General features: G+C 64.7%; 18 protein-coding genes and 1 tRNA gene. 11 read left to right on the top strand and 8 right to left on the bottom strand.

Features of this window, described 5'->3' with window-relative positions:
• The first annotated feature begins 158 nt into the window (after positions 1-158).
• Positions 159-944: an SDR family NAD(P)-dependent oxidoreductase gene (locus IVB27_RS22805; protein ID WP_247445440.1), complete on the top strand. Its 786-nt coding sequence runs from the start codon at positions 159-161 to the stop codon at positions 942-944.
• Between the two features lie 192 nt (positions 945-1,136).
• Here the strand turns inward: IVB27_RS22805 and IVB27_RS22800 are convergent, their stop codons facing one another.
• Both IVB27_RS22800 and IVB27_RS22795 read right to left on the bottom strand, forming a co-directional pair.
• Positions 1,137-1,409, bottom strand: coding sequence for a GlsB/YeaQ/YmgE family stress response membrane protein (locus tag IVB27_RS22800; protein ID WP_247348566.1), 273 nt, complete (start codon positions 1,407-1,409; stop codon positions 1,137-1,139).
• A 28-nt stretch (positions 1,410-1,437) separates the two neighbouring features.
• Positions 1,438-2,040 carry a YidB family protein gene (locus IVB27_RS22795; protein WP_247445439.1) on the bottom strand — a complete coding sequence of 201 codons (603 nt, stop codon included), beginning with the start codon at positions 2,038-2,040 and terminating at the stop codon, positions 1,438-1,440.
• A 162-nt stretch (positions 2,041-2,202) separates the two neighbouring features.
• Between IVB27_RS22795 and IVB27_RS22790 the strand changes: the two genes are divergently transcribed.
• Positions 2,203-3,210 (top strand): 2-dehydropantoate 2-reductase, encoded by a 1,008-nt coding sequence (locus tag IVB27_RS22790; protein ID WP_247445438.1) that lies wholly within the window; start codon positions 2,203-2,205, stop codon positions 3,208-3,210.
• Between the two features lie 28 nt (positions 3,211-3,238).
• Positions 3,239-3,442: a hypothetical protein gene (locus IVB27_RS22785; RefSeq protein WP_247445437.1), complete on the top strand. Its 204-nt coding sequence runs from the start codon at positions 3,239-3,241 to the stop codon at positions 3,440-3,442.
• Between the two features lie 42 nt (positions 3,443-3,484).
• On the opposite strand, the gene IVB27_RS22780 is transcribed toward IVB27_RS22785, so the two are convergent.
• Positions 3,485-4,117, bottom strand: coding sequence for a hypothetical protein (locus IVB27_RS22780; protein ID WP_247445436.1), 633 nt, complete (start codon positions 4,115-4,117; stop codon positions 3,485-3,487).
• A gap of 209 nt (positions 4,118-4,326) precedes the next feature.
• Between IVB27_RS22780 and IVB27_RS22775 the strand changes: the two genes are divergently transcribed.
• From IVB27_RS22775 to IVB27_RS22760, 4 genes are read left to right on the top strand one after another with little or no spacing between them, the layout of a single operon-like run.
• Positions 4,327-5,844 (top strand): AMP-binding protein, encoded by a 1,518-nt coding sequence (locus IVB27_RS22775; RefSeq protein WP_247445435.1) that lies wholly within the window; start codon positions 4,327-4,329, stop codon positions 5,842-5,844.
• Between the two features lie 27 nt (positions 5,845-5,871).
• Positions 5,872-6,510 carry an RraA family protein gene (locus tag IVB27_RS22770; protein WP_247445434.1) on the top strand — a complete coding sequence of 213 codons (639 nt, stop codon included), beginning with the start codon at positions 5,872-5,874 and terminating at the stop codon, positions 6,508-6,510.
• Positions 6,511-6,537: 27 nt separating this feature from the next.
• Positions 6,538-6,909, top strand: a complete 372-nt coding sequence (locus tag IVB27_RS22765; RefSeq protein WP_247445433.1) for a cupin domain-containing protein — start codon at positions 6,538-6,540, stop codon at positions 6,907-6,909.
• Positions 6,910-6,961: 52 nt separating this feature from the next.
• Complete coding sequence (locus IVB27_RS22760) at positions 6,962-7,918, top strand: tripartite tricarboxylate transporter substrate-binding protein (protein WP_247445432.1); 957 nt, start codon at positions 6,962-6,964, stop codon at positions 7,916-7,918.
• A gap of 57 nt (positions 7,919-7,975) precedes the next feature.
• Here the strand turns inward: IVB27_RS22760 and IVB27_RS22755 are convergent, their stop codons facing one another.
• Positions 7,976-8,269, bottom strand: coding sequence for a GYD domain-containing protein (locus IVB27_RS22755; RefSeq protein WP_247348584.1), 294 nt, complete (start codon positions 8,267-8,269; stop codon positions 7,976-7,978).
• An 82-nt stretch (positions 8,270-8,351) separates the two neighbouring features.
• The gene (locus IVB27_RS22750) at positions 8,352-8,747 is read right to left on the bottom strand and encodes a VOC family protein (protein WP_247445430.1); all 396 of its coding nucleotides are present in this window, start codon (positions 8,745-8,747) and stop codon (positions 8,352-8,354) included.
• A 141-nt stretch (positions 8,748-8,888) separates the two neighbouring features.
• Between IVB27_RS22750 and IVB27_RS22745 the strand changes: the two genes are divergently transcribed.
• Both IVB27_RS22745 and IVB27_RS22740 read left to right on the top strand, forming a co-directional pair.
• Positions 8,889-8,965, top strand: a tRNA-Arg gene (locus tag IVB27_RS22745).
• A 126-nt stretch (positions 8,966-9,091) separates the two neighbouring features.
• Complete coding sequence (locus IVB27_RS22740; RefSeq protein ID WP_247445429.1) at positions 9,092-10,231, top strand: amidohydrolase/deacetylase family metallohydrolase; 1,140 nt, start codon at positions 9,092-9,094, stop codon at positions 10,229-10,231.
• A 20-nt stretch (positions 10,232-10,251) separates the two neighbouring features.
• On the opposite strand, the gene IVB27_RS22735 is transcribed toward IVB27_RS22740, so the two are convergent.
• Positions 10,252-11,862, bottom strand: a complete 1,611-nt coding sequence (locus IVB27_RS22735) for an ABC transporter substrate-binding protein (protein ID WP_247445427.1) — start codon at positions 11,860-11,862, stop codon at positions 10,252-10,254.
• 229 nt (positions 11,863-12,091) lie between these two features.
• Positions 12,092-13,237 (bottom strand): acyl-CoA dehydrogenase family protein, encoded by a 1,146-nt coding sequence (locus IVB27_RS22730; protein WP_247445474.1) that lies wholly within the window; start codon positions 13,235-13,237, stop codon positions 12,092-12,094.
• Between the two features lie 126 nt (positions 13,238-13,363).
• Between IVB27_RS22730 and IVB27_RS22725 the strand changes: the two genes are divergently transcribed.
• Positions 13,364-14,041: an alpha/beta hydrolase family protein gene (locus IVB27_RS22725; protein WP_247445425.1), complete on the top strand. Its 678-nt coding sequence runs from the start codon at positions 13,364-13,366 to the stop codon at positions 14,039-14,041.
• 3 nt (positions 14,042-14,044) lie between these two features.
• Here the strand turns inward: IVB27_RS22725 and IVB27_RS22720 are convergent, their stop codons facing one another.
• Complete coding sequence (locus IVB27_RS22720; RefSeq protein ID WP_247445424.1) at positions 14,045-15,019, bottom strand: ketopantoate reductase family protein; 975 nt, start codon at positions 15,017-15,019, stop codon at positions 14,045-14,047.
• A gap of 159 nt (positions 15,020-15,178) precedes the next feature.
• Between IVB27_RS22720 and IVB27_RS22715 the strand changes: the two genes are divergently transcribed.
• Positions 15,179-15,982 carry an enoyl-CoA hydratase-related protein gene (locus IVB27_RS22715; RefSeq protein ID WP_247445422.1) on the top strand — a complete coding sequence of 268 codons (804 nt, stop codon included), beginning with the start codon at positions 15,179-15,181 and terminating at the stop codon, positions 15,980-15,982.
• Positions 15,983-16,079: the final 97 nt, after the last annotated feature.

Here is a 16,079-nt window from a genome sequence, read left to right as displayed (position 1 = left end):
TGGCCCTGACAAGCGTTGATCGCAGGTCAACCTGCGGCGCGGGCATGGGCGATAAGCTAATTCCGCTTAGCGGAGTTTGCTGATTTGCAGGGCGCGGCAAACTCGCTAAACAAGCAGCTACCTCAGGCTTGCATCAAAGACATTGGAAGGAAATCAGGATGGCAAAGGACAGTTTGTGCGCAATCGTGACGGGGTCCGCCTCCGGCCTGGGCGCCGCGACCGCGGAAATTCTCGCACGGAGCGGGGCGCGGCTCATCATCAACTATTCCTCGAGCCAGAAGGAAGCGGAGGCGACCGCGGAGCTTTGCCGCAAGGCGGGCTCGCCGGAAGTTCTGGTCGTGCAGGGCGACGTTTCGAAAGATGACGATTGCCGCAAGATCGTCGCGGCAGCCAGCGGCTGGGGCCGGCTCGACGTGCTCGTCAACAACGCCGGCACCACCAAGCATGTCGCCCATGCCGATCTCGATGGATTGTCGGCGGAAGATTTCCAGCGCCTCTACGGCGTCAACACCATCGGCCCGTTCCAGATGGTACGTGCGGCACGCAGCCTGCTCGAGGCCGGCGCGAAAGCCTCGGAGCGGCCGTCCGCCGTGGTCAACGTGTCCTCGGTCGCCGGCATCAGCGGCGTCGGCTCGTCGATCGCCTATGCCGCGAGCAAGGGCGCGCTCAACACCATGACGTTGTCGCTGTCGCGCGCGCTGGCGCCGCTGATCCGCGTCAACACGGTGTGTCCCGGTTATATCGACACCCCCTGGTTCACCAAGGGCCGCGGCGAGGCGGGGGCCAAGCAGGTGCGCGACAGCGTCGTGGCGAAGGTGCCGCTGAAGGTCGCGTCATCAGCGGAAGACATCGCCCAGCTCGTCTGCTTCCTGGCGATGCCGGCCTCCAGCAACATGACCGGCGAGGTCGTGCGCATGGATGCGGGGATGCATTTGATTACGTGAGCTCGCTCCGCTAGCGCGGCAAACACAACCGTCGTCCCGGCGCAGGCGGGACCCATAACCACAGGCCGTGGTTGTCGTTCGAAATCGGCAACTACCGATCTTCGCCAAACCAAATTCGGTGGCTATGGGTCCCGGCCTTCGCCGGGACGACACCGAATTTCTTGGCAGGCCACGCTGCAAAGCGACGGCGGGCTACCCCTTGATCACGCCACTCGCGACCAGTCGGTGCCAGATGAACAGCACCACCACCGCGCCGATGGTGGCCATGATGAATCCGGCGCCCTGGTCGGGACTGTAGTGTCCGATCGCCTGGCCGACGAAGGTCGCGAGAAATGCGCCGACGATGCCGAGGATGGTGGTGAGGATGAAGCCGCTCGGGTTGTTCGGTCCCGGCGCCAGCCAGCGCGCGATGAGGCCGGCGATGAAGCCGACGACGATGATCCACAACAAGCCACCCATGCTCATGTCCGTGCTCCCCTCGTTTTGACTCAAATCAGATTCTGCCCGAGATCTCGTTCTCGGTCGGCAGCCGTCCGTCCGGCGTCAGATGGTCGATCACCTTCGGCAGATACTGGCTGAGGCCGGAGAGCAGCTCGTCGCGCGACAGGCCGCTCTGGGCGGACAGGCTCTCGATCTGGTCGGCGCCGAGCGCGTTGGCGAGATCGCCGGGCGCGATCGCCTTGTTCTCGCCCTTGCCGACCCAGGTATTGGCGGCCTCGCCGTGGCCGCCCTGCTGAAGCTGGTTGAGGAGATCGCCGAGACCGCCGCTGAGCACGCTGCCGGCCGCGCCACCCGCGAGCAGGCCGCCAAGGCCGCCCTTGAGCAGGTCACTGAGGCCGCCGCCTTCGCCAGGCACGCCTCCGAGACCGCGGCCGGCACCCGCATTCACCGGCGGGGGCAGGTGCGTCGGCGTCGGGGACTGCTGCGGTGCCGCGCCGGGCTGGCCCGCGGTCACGTGCTTGAACGCCTTCCAGGCGAGCAGGCCAAGGAGCGCCATGGTCATCGGCGACATGCCGCCCGAGGACTTCTCAGAGCTTGGCGTGCTGGGGCCGCGCGGGCCGTTCTGCATGCCGTTGAGGACGTCGAGTAGACCCATGATGCTCTCCTTTGGCATTCTCGTCGGCGAGCTCTCGCCGCTGATAGGCCCCCGGGCAAAAACATATGAGGCTCTCATGACGGTTACAAGGCGGATGCGGCGCGATGGGCAGCCGGCCTCGCCTCTGCTATCGAAGGCCGGCCATTCGGGGAGCAAGGCGAGGTGATGACGGATCGACCGATCGTGGTGGCCGGCGCGGGCGCCATCGGATGTTTCGTCGGCGGCATGCTGACGGCTGGCGGCCGCCGCGTCGCGCTGCTGGTGCGGCCGCGGGTGAAGGCCGAGATCGAGCGGTTCGGCCTGCGGCTGACCGATTTCGACGGCTCCGAGAAGAAGCTCGACCCCGGCCAACTTGTGCTGTCGGAAGATCCCGCGATCTTCCACCGCGCCGGTATCGTGCTGGTCACGGTGAAGAGCGCCGACACGGCCGGTATCGCGGAGCAGATCGCGCAGCATGCGCCGCAGGATGCCGTCATCGTCTCGCTGCAAAACGGCGTCGGCAATGTCGCGGTGCTGCGCGATCGCCTCGGCGGCCGCCGCGTGATCGCCGGGATGGTGCCTTTCAACGTGATCGGCATGGGCGAGGGCCGCTTCCACCGCTCGACCTCCGGCGACATTCATGTTGGCGAAGACGAGGCGAACACGGCCGCAGCGCTGTCGGCGCCGGGGCTCGTCATGCACGTGAGCCGCGACATCACAGGCGTGCAATGGGGCAAGCTGATCATCAATTTGAACAATGCGCTCAGCGCCTTGTCCGATATGCCGCTCGCCGCGCAACTGGCGAACCGCGACTGGCGAAGGTTGTTCGCCGATCAGATGGCGGAGGGGCTGACGGCGATGAAAGCCGCCGGCATCACTCCGGTCTCGGCGACGCCGATCCCGTCGTCCTGGACGCCGACCTTGCTGAGACTGCCTGATCCGATCTTCAACCTGATCCTGGGAAGGACGATGAAGATCGATCCCGAGGCGCGTTCCTCGATGTGGCAGGATCTGAAGCAGGGCCGCAAGACCGAGATCGACTATCTCCAGGGCGCGATCATCGCGCTCGCCGAACAGAACAGCATCGACGTGCCGCTGTCGCGCCGCATTGTTGCGCTGATCAACGAGGCTGAGGCCGCGGGCAAGGGCCCGCCGCGCTTGACGCCGCAGCAGATCCACGGCGTTGCATGAGCTCACGCCGGCCGACGGGAGAATTGCGATGAAACGCTATTTGACGATCGGGGTCGCACTGGCCGCCCTCTGCGCAGCTTCCACGTTTGCCCAGGCAAGGCCACCGACCGTCACGAATTCGCCCGGCTATGACGCGCGCCTGAAGGAGAGCCGTTCACAGTTGGGTAGTTCACCCGCAGCAACCGCACCGGTGGTCAAGCCGAAGCGCGGCAAGACGAAGCGGACGAACTGAGGCTGGGAGACGGATCTCCATCCAATGACGGCTGTGGCTAGCTCAGCCCTTCTTCGCGGGCTTGCTCGGCGTCGGGCTGAACAGCTTCTTCAGATCATTCAATCCATCCGACAGCCGCGGCCATTCGCAGGAGAACGAGCCCTTGGTGCAGGGCGCGCCCTTCGGCCGCGGCCGTGCGTCGCCGATGGCGGCCTGCTGCACTTTCGGCCGCTCGACCGGCACAGGCACACGCTCGACCTCGGTTTGTAGCGCGACCCGTTGGAGCTGTTGCGCCTGTTGTTCCTGCTGCTCGCGCTGCTGGCGCGCGACGGCCTGGGCGGCTTCATTGCTGCGGCGCTGAGTGGCGAGATAGGCGGTGTAGGATTCGTCGATCTTCTTCTGCTCCTCCGGCGTCGGATTGGGGCCGGCGATGTCAAAGCTGCGGTCCTGGAGGAAGTCGTAATAGGAGTAGCCGCCGCCGGCCTTGCGCCGGCCGGCGAATTTCGCGTTGCAGTCGGCGAGCGCGGAGGTTTTCTCGGTCTTGGTCGCGGCTTTCTCGGCGGCGTCGGCGCATGCCTCGAAGTCAACAGGCGCGCGTTTCCACCATTGTGCCTGGGCATGCGACGGCGCCAGCAGGAAAAATCCTGCTGCCGCCAAGACAAGCGCCGCACGACGCGATGCAACTACGTCCGACATTCTACGAGAGCATTCCTTGCAAAACTCAACCCGAACTGAGTCGGGTCGGATTTTTGCCCCTTTATGGCCGGCTTGTCACCCATGGAACCCGGGAAATTCATGGCTGCGATGCTGACATTTTTTGCTTGACGTGGCGCAGGAGTCACAGCGTCACTTCATCCTGCGGTCGCCTCTTCGGCGACGCCAAGAAGACGAAGTGGAAACGCCTGATGCTGCTGCCCCTGTCCGATGTGCCGCGCTGGTACGCCGAGCGCAAACCGCAAGGCACGATCGCCGTCCGTCACGGGCAGGACACGCTGACATGGGACGCGCTCGAGCGCGGCGCCAACCGGCGCGCACGGGCGTTTGCGGCCAAGGGCGTCAAGCCCGGTGATTTCGTCGCGATCGGATTGCCCAACGGCAATGCATTCTTCGAGACTTCTTTTGCAGTGTGGAAATGCGGCGCGACGCCGACCTCGCTGTCATGGCGGCTGCCGCGCGGCGAAGCCGCCGCGGTGCTCGACATCCTGAAGCCGGCGCTGGTGGTCGGCGGCGAAGCCGACTGGAATGCGCCGAACCGTCTGCCTGCGGATTTCGTGCCGGAAGGGTTTTCCGACGAGCCGCTCACCGCACCGGTGGCGCGCTATTGGAAAGCCATGACCAGCGGTGGCTCGACCGGCCGGCCGAAGGTGATCCTCGATCACCAGCCGGCGGTGACCGACACGGTCGCCGCGCCGCCGCTCAATATCCCCTTCGGGGTTTCGCTGCTCAATCCCGGCCCGCTCTACCACAACGCGCCGTTCATCGTGTCGCACTACGCGCTGTTCACCGGCGGCCAGCTCACCGGCCTCGTCAAGTTCGACGCCGAGGAGGCGCTGCGACAAATCGCGCGCGAGCGCGTGCAATGGGTCAATTTCGTGCCGACCATGATGCACCGGATCTGGGCGCTGCCGGAGCACGTGCGCAACGCCTACGATGTGTCGAGCCTGCAGACCGTCTTCCACATGGCCGCTCCGATGCCGCCCTGGCTGAAGGAAAACTGGATTGCCTGGCTCGGGCCTGAGCGGATCTGGGAGCTCTATGGCGGCACCGAGCGGCAAGGCTCATGCATCATCTCCGGCACGGAATGGCTGACGCATAAGGGCTCGGTCGGCAAGATCGGTGAGATGGCGCGCCTACGCATCGTCGGCGAGGACGGCAACGACGTCGCGCCCGGCGAGAGCGGCGAGATTTATTTCCTCAACAATGACGGCAAGGACGCGACCTATCACTATCTCGGCGCCGAGCCGAAACGCCGCGCGGACGGCTGGGAATCGCTCGGCGACATCGGCCGGCTGGACGCGGAAGGCTACCTCTATCTCGGTGACCGCCTTGCCGACATGGTGTTGCGCGGCGGTGCCAACATCTATCCGGCCGAGATCGAGGCCGCGGTCTCTGAGTGCCCCGGCGTGCGCTCCTGCGTGGTGGTGGGATTGCCCGATCCCGAACTGGGCCAGCGCGTACACGCCATCATCGAGCCGGAGGGCGCCGCGGACGGTCAGGCCATCGCCGACGGCATGGCGGATTTTCTGAAAGACCGGCTGAGCCGCTACAAGCATCCCGAGAGCTTTGAGATCGTCAGCGCCCCGCCGCGCGATGATTCCGGTAAAGTTCGCCGCACGCTGTTGCGCGATGAGCGCGCGGCGTGGATGAAGGAGGGGCGCGCCTTCCGGATTTGGGCGGCGCAGGCGCGGGCGCGCGCCGAGTAAGACAATTCACGGGAAGGACTGACGATCATGACCGTCACCATCGCTGCGAACTCTGTGCCGAAGCCGCCGGCCGAGATCATCGAGGGTTTTCGCGGTGCGCCGACCTCGGTCATTTCGGACAATCTCGCCCGGCTGCCGGGTGCCGTCGGGCTAAAGCCCTATCATCGCGGCGGCAAGCTGGTGGGCACGGCCTTCACGGTCCGCACCCGGCCCGGCGACAATCTCGCCATCCACCGCGCGCTCGAACTGGTCGGCCCGGGCGACGTCATCGTGGTCGATGGCGGCGGCGACGAGACGCGGGCGCTGGTCGGCGAGATCATGAAGAATATCGCGCAGTGGCGCAAAGCCGAAGGTTATGTGATCGACGGCGCGATCCGCGACGTTGCGGCGTTCGCGGCCGACGACTTTCCCTGCTACGCCCGCGCGGTGATCCACCGCGGGCCCTACAAGAACGGCCCCGGCGAGATCAATTTGCCTGTTACCATCGGCGGCAGCGTGATCTCGCCCGGCGACATCGTGGTCGGCGACGAGGACGGCGTGGTGGCGTTTCCCGCCGCCGGTGCCGCGGCTCTGCTGGAAGCCGTGCGGGCCCAGGTCGCGCGCGAGGAGGAGACGCTGAAGGCGATCCGCGAGGGCCGCTATCAGGGCTCGTATGGAAAATCCTGATCAGAGAAAAAAGAAGGGGAGGATGGCGTGAGCCAGAAAGAGGAATTCCACAATCTCGACGATACCGGCGACGGGCTGCTTCGCGAGCTCGCGGCAGGGGTGACCACGCGCATCTTCTCCGGCGAGCAGGCGATGCTGTCGGTGGTGACGCTGGCGCCGCATGCGCAGGGCACGCTGCACCATCATCCCGAGGAGCAATGGGGCGTGCTGCTCGACGGCTCCGCGATCCGCGTCCAGGGCGACGAAGAGATTTCCGTGAAGAAGGGCGATTTCTGGCGCACGCCCGGCAATGTGCCGCATACCATGCGCGCCGGCCCCGACGGCGCCCGCGTGCTGGACATCTTTAGTCCACCGCGGCCGGAATACAGAAAAGCGGGGTCCGGTTTCGGGACGACTTAAAGCGCTCGCAAGCAAAAAAAGCAAAGCGCGAAGGCAAAACAGGGAGGACAACATGACGATCACACGACGGGCGCTGCTGGCTGCGCCCGCCATCCTCGCGATGGCACCGGCAAGCGCACAGGCCTCAAAAATCACGCTGGTGGTGCCGTTTCCGCCGGGCGGATCGACCGATGCGATGGCGCGGCTGCTCCAGAGCCATCTGCAAACCAAGCTCAATCGCATCATCATTGTCGAGAACAAGTCGGGCGCCGCTGGCGCGCTCGGCGCTGCGCAGGTCGCCAAGAGCCCGCCTGACGGCTCCACGTTCCTGGTCACCTTCGATTCTCACGCGGTGATCCCGTCGATCCTCGACAAGCCGCCCGTCGATGTCGAGCGCGAGCTGATGCCGGTGTTGCTGGTCGGCACCGCGCCCTACGTGATCGCGGCCGGTGCGGGCCGTCCCTACAAGAGCTTTGCCGACGTGGTGGCGGCCTGCAAGGCGACGCCCGGCGCGGTCAAATATGCCTCCGTCGGCATCGGCACGCTCGGCCATCTCGCCATGACCGTGCTCGGCAACAAGGCCGGCGTCGAGATCATGCACGTGCCCTATCGCGGCGGTGGCCCCGCGATGAACGACGTGCTCGGCGGCCATGTCGATCTGATCGCGGGATCGGCGGCGCTGGTCGCAGCCCAGCTCGGCACCAACATGCTGCGTCCGATCCTGCAACTCGGCCGCGAGCGGCTGCCGGGCCTGCCGGATACGCCGACCGCGATCGAGGCGGGCTTTCCGGATTTCGAAACGCTGGCATGGTGGGGCATCTTCGCGCCCACGGGTACGCCGCCTGACATCGTCGCAGCCCTCGCGACGGCGTCCAGGGAGATCCTGAGCGAGCCCGCGACCGCGGCGCAGCTCAAGGAGACGCAGCAGATGACGCTGCTGCTCGAGGACGGTCCTGCGTTCAAGACCTTCTTCGACAAGCAGGTCGCCTATTGGGGCAAGGTGGTGCGGGACAACAATATCAAAGCGTAAGAGGCCCCTTCCCGGGATTGCCATCCCAGGTCCGGTGCGCTGGCGCGGGCTTGAACGTCAGAGCATCTTGCCAACGATCTTTGTCATATCTGCTGCCGAAAACGCGCGCAGCGTTTCGGTGCGGACATTGCCAAGCGCGCTGAGACTAAGGCTGAGCGACATTGCGGCAGCCTCATCTGGAGCCTCGAGAACGGTCACAACGTCATATCGTCCCTGCGTCCAGACGATCTCTTTCACGGTCACGCCGAACGTTTTGGCCATTTCCTTGAAAGCGTCGACCCGCTTCGGCGAGTCCTTGACGTTGCGGACTCCCTGATCAGTGAAGTTCCCCAGCACGACATAGGTTACCATGGTCGTCCTCCCTGGTTAGAACCCAGATACAATTCTCGCTTGAGGAAACCGCGCCGAGTTTGCCACGGTGGCTGAGACGGCGCTACTCGCGCGTTGGGAACGTCAGCGGATGTGACTTATGCGGTCCGGACAACGGTCGCGCGAAACTGAGCTCATGGCCGTCGGGGTCGGTGAGATGGAAGTAGCGCTCACCCCATTCTGCATCGCGCGGCGCGGTCGACGGCTGCCACCCGGCGGCGCGTGCGCGCGCGTAGGCCCCGTCGACATCGGCGACGTAGAAGATGACGCGGCCCCACCAGGACCAGTGCTTGTCTTCCGGCTGCGCAGTCAAGTTGAGATAGCTGGTGCCGGCGCGAAAGCTTGTGAATGCAGCGGCCTCGCCGCCATATAGCAGTTCGAACCCCAGCGAACGATAGAACTGCACGGCGCACCCCATGTCATGCGTGCCGAGCGTGATGGCGCTGATGCTTTCGATCATGTGGGCTACTCCGCCGAGTGGGATCTGGAGGCGATTGTACAGCCGTCCCGTTCAGGTTGACGCTGATCTGGCCCGCCTTGCGGCTGGCGAACCGCATCCTGCTCTGCTATGAGGGGGCCGAACCCGTCCCGCGGGTTCCGCGGTCCCGTAGCTCAGCCGGATAGAGCGACGGTTTCCTAAACCGTAGGTCGGAAGTTCGAGTCTTCCCGGGATCGCCAGTTTCTCAATGAGCAATCGCTGCGTTTGCCACGCTCGTCGGCGCAAAAATTGCTAGAAGCGCGAAGCTTCCTTCCTTGCCCGGGCTGATTGCCGGCCCCGCCTCGCTGCCATATCCGGAGACAATGATGCCTTTCGATTTGATCCTGCGCGGCGGACGCGTCGTTGACCCCTCGCAAAAGCTCGACGCCGTGATGGACGTGGCCTTTGCGGGCGGCAAGGTGGCCGCGGTCGGCAGCGCCCTCAAGGCGGATCCGGGCACGGATGTGCGCGACGTGTCTCACTACATCGTGACGCCGGGGCTGATCGATCTCCACACCCATGTCTATTGGGGCGGCACCTCGCTTGGCATCGACGCCGAGGAATTTTGCCGCCTGTCCGGCGTCACCACCGCGGTCGATACCGGCAGCGCGGGGCCCGGCAATTTCGCGGGCTTCCGCAAGCACGTGATCGAGCCGAGCCAGGTTCGCATTCTCGCTTATCTGCACGTCTCGCATGCCGGCATCTTCGGCTTCTCGCACCGGATCATGGTCGGCGAGAGCGAAGAACTGCGGCTGATGAATCCGATCGAGGCGGCCAAGGTGGCCGATGCCAACCGCGATCTCATCGTCGGCATCAAGGTGCGCGTGGGCCTGCACTCCTCGGGCGCGTCGGGCGTCGTGCCGCTCGATATCGCGCTCGAGGTCGCGAACGAGGTCGGCATGCCCCTGATGGCGCATATCGACCATCCGCCGCCGAGCTACGAGGAGGTACTGGCGCGCCTGCGCCCCGGCGACGTGCTCACCCATGCGTTCCGGCCCTTCCCCAACACGCCCGCGACCGCGCAGGGCACGGTGAAGCGGGCGGTGCTCGACGCACGCGAGCGCGGCGTGCTGTTCGACATCGGCCACGGCAAGGGTTCGTTCGCGTTCAAGACCGCGCGCGCCATGCTCGCCAACGGCTTCTATCCGGACACCATCTCCTCCGACATCCATCAGCTCTGCATCGACGGGCCGGCCTTCGACCAGGTGACGACCCTGTCGAAATTTTTGTGCATGGGCATGCCACTGTCCGATGTCATCGCAACCTCCACGGTCAATGCTGCGATGGCGCTGCGGCGCCCCGAGCTCGGCAGCCTTAAGCCCGGCAGTGTCGGCGACGCCACGCTGATCTCGGTCAAAGAAGGCCAGTTCGACTATGAGGACGTCGTCGGCGAGCACCTGATCGGCGATCGCAAGATCGTGTCCGAAGGCGTTGTCATCGGCGGCCGCTGGTGGCATCCGAACTAGAGCTTCGTGAGGCCGTCAGCCTACTCGTTCTTGTCGACATTCCAGAACATCGGCGTTGCCGGGCCGTCGATCACGCCGGTCAGTGATTTGCGCCATGCGCTCGGCGCCTGGAACTGGCCGAGCGGGACGTAGATCACCTGATCATAAGCTTCCTTCTGCACGTCGAGCGCGATCTTCTTCTGCTCTTCCGGTGAGGTGGCGCGGGCAAAAGCGTCGCGCAGCTGCTCGAGCTTGGGATCCTCGGACCAGCCGAACCAGCCGCCCTCCGTGCCCTTGCCGACGATCGCGATGTTGACGAGCGGGTTCATCGAGTCGGCGGCGCCCTGGTAGGTGAAGAACATGTTCCAGCCGCCTTCCTTCGGGGATTTCTGGTTGGCGCGGCGGGTGACCACGGTCTGCCAGTCCATCGCCTGAACGTCGACTTTGAAGCCCGCCTCGCGCAGGAGCTGTGCGACCATGACCGGCTGCGCTTTCAGCAGGATCTGGTCGGTTGGGGCCAGGATCACCACCGGCGTGCCGTCATAACCGGATTCGGCCAAGGCCTTCCTGGCGTCCGCCATGCCGTTGCCCTTGACCAGGGTCTCGCCGCCTTCGTCGCTGCCCAGCGGCGTATCGCAGATAAAGAATGCGCCGCAGAGTTTGTAGTATTTGGGATTGCCGATCTGTGCGTCGAGCACGTCCTTCTGGTTGATCGCGAGCATCGCGGCGCGGCGGATCTTCACATTATTGAACGGCGGATGCAGGAAGTTCATCCGGCCGAACGATTGGAAGCCGAACTTGTTCAGGATTGCCACGTTGATGTCCGGATTCGACTCCAGCGCGGGCAGCATATCGAATGGCGGCGTTTCAAGGAAATCGACGTCACCGGATTGCAGCGCGTTGAGCGCGGTCTGCGAGTCCGGCGTCGTCAGCCACTCGACACGGTCGACCTTGACCACCTTGCCGCCCGATGTCCATTCGGCGGGTTCCTTGCGCGGCACATAGTCGGTGTTCTTTTCGTAAACAGCTTTCACGCCGGGCTGGAATTCGGCAGCCACGAACCTGAACGGACCGGAGCCGATCTGCTCCGGAATTTGCTTGCTGATCGGGGTTTCGGCAAGCCGCTTGGGCATCATGAAGGCGCAGATCGCCGATGGCTTGGCGATCGTCTCGAGCACGAGGCCATAGGGCTCCTTCAGCTTGAAGACGATCGTTTTGGCGTCTGCGGCTTCGATGCCTGCCGTGAAGTCCATCAGCTTGCGCGCCATGCCGTCGACGCTCGTGCCCCAGCGCTTCAGCGAGGCGACGCAATCCTCCGCCGTCACAGGCGCTCCGTCATGCCATTTCAGGCCCTCGCGCAAGGTAAAGGTGTATGTCAGCTTGTCCGCGGACACCGTCCAGTCGGCCATCTGCGGCCGCACCTTGAAGGTGACATCGATGCCGAGCAGGGTGTCGTAGACCATATAGCCATGGTCGCGGGTGATGATGGCTGTCGTAAATCCGGGATCGGTGACGCGAAGGTCCGATTGCATCACAGCAATGAGGGTCTTGGGGCCGGCAGCGGCTGATGCCGGTGACGTCCAGGCGGCGGAAAGGGCAGACGGCGAAACAGCAGCAAGCTGGAGGAGTTTGCGGCGCGAGAGGTGAACCATTCGCTTGTCTCCTGACGTGACGCAAACGAAACCAGATGGTGATTGCCCCGTCGCACGCAGCGTATGGTCTGGTGCCGCATCTTGCAATGACGGGTTGTCTCGTAAATTTGAACTCGTTGCGATCGAGCAGGATACGTCATGTCCGGGCAGGTCATCTTCGAGGGCAAGCTGTCGTGGCCGACGAGTGGATCAAGTAGCCGCTCACAGCGACCTGATTACAGCGACCTGATCACAGCGACCTGGCGATCAACAGCTTCATGATCTCGTTGGTGCCGCCATAGATCTTCTGGATGCGGGAATCGATGAAGATGCGCGAGATCGGGTATTCCTGCATGTAGCCGTAGCCGCCGAACAGCTGCAGGCATTCGTCGGCGGTCTGGACCTGCTTGTCCGAGCACCAGTATTTCGCCATCGACGCCGTGACGGTGTCGAGATCCTTTGCGACCAGGCGCTCGATGCACCAGTCGACGAAGACGCGCGCGATCATTGCTTCGGTCTTGCGCTCGGCGAGCGTGAAGGCGGTGTTCTGGAACTCCATCAGCGGCTTGCCGAACGCTTTCCGCTCCTTGGTGTAATCGACGGTGAGTTTTATCGCACGCTCCATCGCGGCGACTGCGCCGACCGCGAGTGCGAGGCGTTCCTGCGGCAATTGCTGCATCAACTGGACAAAGCCCTGGCCTTCCTCGCCGCCGAGCAGGTTTTCCGGCGGCACGATGACGTTGTCGAAGAACAGCTCGGACGTGTCGGAGGCATGCAGGCCGATCTTGTCGAGGTTGCGCCCGCGCTTGTAACCATCCGCGCCCGCGGTCTCGACCACGATCAGCGAGATGCCCTTGGCGCCGACATCGCCGGTGCGCGCGACCACGACGACGAGATCGGCGGCCTGGCCGTTGGTAATAAAAGTCTTCTGGCCGTTGATGACGTAGGAATTGCCCTGCTTCCTGGCCGTGGTCTTCACGGCCTGGAGATCCGAGCCGGTGCCGGGCTCGGTCATGGCGATGGCGCCGATCATCTCGCCGGAAGCCATCTTCGGCAGCCAGCGCTTCTTCTGCTCCTCGGATCCGTAATTGAGGATGTAGTGCGCGACGATGGCGCTATGCACGGAGACGCCGGTCGTCAGCTCCGGCACCGTGCTTTCGAGGTCGTCGAGCACGGCGGCATCATAGGCGAAGGTGGCACCAAGGCCGCCATATTCTTCCGGCACGCTTGCCAGCAGCGCGCCCATCTCGCCGAGCCCGCGCCAGGCAAAGCGGTCGACCATCTTCTGCTCGCGCCATTTTTCGGCATGCGGGGCCAGGTCCTTGGCAAGATATTTCCGGAACTGGTCGCGGAAGATTTCGAGCTCTTCGGTCATCCAGGAGGAGCGGTAGGACATGGTCACCTCGGTCAATGCGGCTTTCCGGCTTGGTAGGCCGGGCGGCCGTGGCAATTATTGTGTTTTCAGGCTGCGCCGGTGACGCTACCAAGGCGGCCGGATTAGCGTCTGTCGGGATGTCTGATTGTGGCTGTCAAAACTCAAGAGCTCAAGCTCGACATCGAGCGCATCGGCACGGTCTCGGCGATCCTGACGCAGCCGGACAATGCGCGCGCCTGTTACGTGCTGGCCCATGGTGCGGGCGCGGATATGCGGCATTCCTTCATGGGGAAAGTCGCCGCCGGCCTTGCCGAGCGCGGCATCGCGACGTTTCGCTTCAATTTTCCTTACATGGAGAAGAAACAGGGGCGTCCCGACCAGCCGGCGGTCGCGCACGCCACCGTCCGCGCGGCGGTCGAGCAGGCGGCGGGGCTGTGCCCCGGCGTGACGCTCGTCGCGGGTGGAAAATCGTTCGGCGGGCGCATGACGTCGCAGGCGCAATCGAAGGCTCTATTGCCTGATGTCAAAGGGCTCGCCTTCCTCGGCTTCCCCCTGCACGCCGACGGCAAACCATCGACCGAGCGTGCCGAGCACCTCGCCGGCATCGCAATTCCCATGCTGTTCCTGCAAGGCACGCGCGACAAGCTTGCCGATCCCGGCCATCTCAAGCCCGTCATCAAGGCGCTCAGCCCAAAGGCGACGCTGCATGAGGTCGAAGGCGGCGATCACTCCTTCGCGGTGTTGAAAAAGTCCGGCCGCAGCAACGATGAGGCACTGACAGAGGTGCTTGCTACGCTCGCGGGCTGGATCGACGAGCTCGCCTGAAGCTCACGCCGAATAAAGCCCCTTGTCGCGCGCCTTCTGGATCGCGAGCGCAGCGATCAGGTCAAGCGTCGGCGTCGACAGGCCGGCGGTGCGTGCGAAAGCGGCGGGCGCTTTCACCAGGACGTCGATCTCCATGGCGCGGCCGAGCTCGTAATCCTGCAGCAGCGACGGCTTGTGATTGGGTGCGGGGCCGCTGCGGCTCACGCGCTTGACCTCGGGAATGAAGTGTTGCGCGATATCGTTGGCCTCGTTCAGCATCCGCGGAATGACGTCGGCGAACGCAGGATCGTCGCGCACGCCGCGCGCGGTCTGACCTGTGAGCAGGCACAGTACCGACAGCGACATATTGGTCAGCAGCTTTGACCAGATCGCTTCGCGAATATCGGCGACCGCCGGCGATTCCAGCCGTGCGTCGCTGAAGACGCCGCGGAGCGTCGTGATGCGCTCGCAATTGCGGTCGTCGCATTCGCCGATCAGCAGGCGGTTGCGGTCCGGGGTGAGGTTGTGCACCACGCCGGGCGCGGTCACCTCGTTGGAGGAGAAGACGACGCCGCCGACGATCCGCTCTTTCGGAATGCATGCGCGCAAGCGCCCGCCGGGGTCGAGGAAGGAAATGTCGGGCGGTGTCGGATGCCGCGGCGGCAGGCCGATCCCGTACCACCAGGGAATGCCGTTCTGCGCAAAAACGATCGCGGTGTCGTCCTGGAGCAGCGGCTTGATGCTGGCGACCAGCCCCTGGAGCGCGGTTGCCTTGAGCGTCGAGATCACGACGTCCTGGGGGCCGAGCTGGGCCGGATCGCCGGAGGCGTTCACCTTGGCGGAGACCTCGGAATCGCCGACGCGCAGCTTGAGGCCATTGGCGCGGACCGCCTCCAGATGGGCGCCGCGCATCACGCACGAGACCTCATGGCCGGCGCGCGCCAGCCTGACCGCGATATGGCTGCCGACGGCGCCCGCGCCGAAAATGCAGATGCGCATGGTGTGATGTCCCGTCCCTGGTCCCTTGAATGCCGCCCGGCGGCAGCATGACACAAGCCGCCATGCGATGGACGCGGCTGCCCTACGCCGGAAAGATATGGATCGGAACGAGCAGCGTCGGTCATAGTGCAGGGCAAACAAACGACCGGAGGAACGCCGATGACTGACAGCCCCGTCCTGTGGACCCTGGATACGCGTGGGGTTGCGACCGTCACGTTGAACCGGCCCGAGGTGAACAATGCCTATGACGGCGCATTGATCGCAGGTGTGCTTGCGGCCATGGACGATCTCGGCAGCAAGCCCAACCTTCGCGCCGTCGTGCTCCGGGGCAATGGCAAGCATTTCCAGGCCGGCGCCGATCTCAAATGGATCAACGGCGTGCGGCCGCAATCGACCGAGGCTAACGAGGCGGCGTCGCGTGCGACCTTCGAGGCCGTGCAGCGGCTCAACACGCTGCCGATTCCGACGGTCGCGCTGGTGCAGGGCGGCTGCTTTGGCGGCGGTACTGGCGTGATCGCAGCTTGCGACGTCGTGATCGCGGCGGACAACGCCTTGTTCTCGATCACCGAGGTGCGCTGGGGCCTGACCGCGGCCATCATCATCCCACAGCTCTGCGATGCCATTGGTGTACGGCAAGTCCGCCGCTACGCGCTGACAGGCGAACGTTTCGGCGCTGAGGATGCCCGCCGCATCGGCCTCGTCCACGAGGTCGTGCCGCTCGCCGATCTCGACGCCGCCGGCGCCAAGGTGGTCGAGCAGTTGCTTGCCAATGGACCTGAAGCGATGGCCGAGACCAAGCGGCTGGCGCTGGAGAGCTCGTTTGGTGGCATGGCGGTGGACGACGCGGCCTACACGCGGCTCGTGCATCTGCATTCGCTGAAGCGACAGAGCGCGGAAGCCGCGGAGGGGCTGGCGTCGTTCGTGGAGAAGCGGGCGGGGAATTGGGGCGGCGGAACGAGGTGAGCTCAGCAGCCACGGCAGTTGCTGTGGATGTGGAATGTAGCCCTGATGAGTGAAGCGACATCCGGCAATGCCAAAAGGGACCCGCATATCGCTCATA

It is taken from the genome of Bradyrhizobium sp. 197, assembly GCF_023073375.1.
GTDB lineage: Bacteria > Pseudomonadota > Alphaproteobacteria > Rhizobiales > Xanthobacteraceae > Bradyrhizobium.
This window is presented reverse-complemented; position numbering and strand designations above follow the sequence as displayed.